The organism is Microbulbifer okhotskensis, from assembly GCF_023895975.1.
In the GTDB taxonomy this organism is placed as follows: Bacteria; Pseudomonadota; Gammaproteobacteria; order Pseudomonadales; family Cellvibrionaceae; genus Microbulbifer; species Microbulbifer okhotskensis.
The window spans coordinates 1-2,180 of sequence record NZ_JALBWM010000246.1; the positions used below are offsets into that span (position 1 = coordinate 1).

General features: G+C 44.3%; 2 protein-coding genes. One reads left to right on the forward strand and one right to left on the reverse strand.

The window, feature by feature from the left end:
* Positions 1-367: 367 nt before the first annotated feature.
* Positions 368-1,150 carry a type 2 periplasmic-binding domain-containing protein gene (locus tag MO867_RS21670; RefSeq protein WP_252473025.1) on the reverse strand — a complete coding sequence of 261 codons (783 nt, stop codon included), beginning with the start codon at positions 1,148-1,150 and terminating at the stop codon, positions 368-370.
* A gap of 692 nt (positions 1,151-1,842) precedes the next feature.
* On the opposite strand from MO867_RS21670, the gene MO867_RS21675 reads away from it, so the two are divergent.
* Positions 1,843-2,180, forward strand: a 338-nt coding sequence (locus MO867_RS21675; protein ID WP_252473026.1) for a hypothetical protein, incomplete at its 3' end; no start/stop codon positions are given.

Here is a 2,180-nt window from a genome sequence, read left to right on the forward strand (position 1 = left end):
GACTACCAATAATCCACTAGCAAGAGCGGTTACACAGAATTATTTACACCCTCTTTTCATTTGGTGGCAGGCAGCTCAATTAGAAAGCCTACCTGTGCTACTACACAGTTATATTTCGAGAGCCCGGAGTATAGTATCTTCAATCACTCATAACCTTAAAATTTGGACACAAAAACAGACTCAGAGGCCGGTTTTAATAGGAATACTTATTCGCAGCGTCAAAACTCGACAGCTTACCAAAGATTACTTATTTCACAGCTAGCTATGAACACTTTCAGTTTGCGGACAAATTTACACTGGTTAATCTTCCACGGAGAAGATCATCACCACGCTAAGCCCCTTGAATTCCCAATTAATACACCCCCCCTTACGGACATACATTTGCCTTTTTCGGCACACCGTATTCCTTCAGCATATTGGCATACTCACCCTTAGAGCATAGAAGGGCCAAACCCTTGTTAAAATCGTCTCTAGCCTTCTCACCCTTAAATGCCATTTTAAACTTGGTAACCGGCAGAAAGATCTTATGGATATCCACTTTATTCATAGAATGTCCCTCTATAATGGAAAAATTCATAAAAATGCTTTTGTCGATAATGATTATCGAATCAGGGTTGTTCCAAAATTCCAGAACTTGATCCTTTGAATTTTGCGTCTCAACATAATTCTTTCTACCAGACGCGTCAGGGGAGAATAAACGCTTGAACTCCGGCCCTAGAACCAGATGCGCGTTCTTCCAAACGATGAGATCATGCCCTACAAGATCATCCACACTGTCAATTTTATAACCTTTACCTTTATGGCTAATTGCATAATTCACAAAACCGATATAATAGCTTGAATAATAGTATTTATCCGGATCATCGTGCTTAATCGAATTTGCTTCTGCATTTGCAATCCCCCTATCCATCGCATCTGGAATCTTCCCCCACCCCAACTGTATAAAGGTTATTGAATATCCTGGAAGGGATTTCAATATTACATCCACCTCGAGTCCGCGCTTTGCACGATTATCCACATATGGTGGCGCATCCTTCTCGATAGCAACCTTTAGCCCCATCGAATTCGATGGCTTTGCCGAAACAGCAAACGATGCATACCCAAACAGAATAGCGAGCAGTAATAACTTCTTTAAGCTCTTATTTTGCATAGCAATACTCAGTAATGACGCGAAAAGTTGGAAATCCTTAGATAGTAGATTAGGCCATAGCACAGACCTCATATCACCATGACATACTGACTAGCGCCAACCTTCTTTATTAAGCCCCACTAAGAGTGATTAAGATGTCAGTAAGCAAGAAATTTGTGACGCCCTAGAATTTATCCAGGCGCCAGAAATGAAGAGCCTAATATTTCACTGGATCCTTTCCTCCTGCATTCAACTATGAATGCTATTTCAATACTCGACTCAATGATTTGGCATAGCGTCTTAATACTCGCCACCGATTTATTAACCACCCTGACCACCTCCTGCAATTCCCGCCAACGGAAATAGAGGAACCAAAATACCTTTAATTCAGCCGCCACCGGCATGCTCTCGTAATAATCCTGAAACCTTTTCCTAAACGCATGTAAATTGTTCCGATGCAACGTACCCAGGTAATTTATATGGCCCTGGTTAATCCAAAATTGAGTAACCACCGTATTCGCGAAAACCACCTCCACCAGGTTCGCATACTTGGTGCGAAATACGGCTACTGGGCTACTGGGCTACTGGGATTGGTTGTGGAAATCCGTTCGATGGCTTCCAGGATAATACTACCCACACGGTGAACTCTCCTTGGTGATTGTCTTTTACCAGCTAGTGTCCATTGCGATTTCTACCGCACTGAGTCTTCGTGTATGCTCCTGCCACTCCGCCTGGGGCTGTGGTGCAATGAACCTCTCGTGGTTGAGTCAGTTGTGCCAGGTGGCCAGAAAATCGAGTTCCTCACCGCGTTGGCCGGATTGGGGTTTCCAGTAGTCGTGAAAGCTTTCGGCCACATCGTGGATTCGGTGGATCAGGTCTGGGCGGAGCCGCTGAACTTCAGAGCGGAATTTATCCGTGGGAACCCAATCAGCAGGCAAGCGTGTGCCGCGTTTCAGCTTGACGCGATTTGGAGCAGCGCTTCTCTCTACTGGTTTATTACAACACTTCGGACAGTTTCATGCAGCTATAGCCCCATAGTCACTGTACTGCT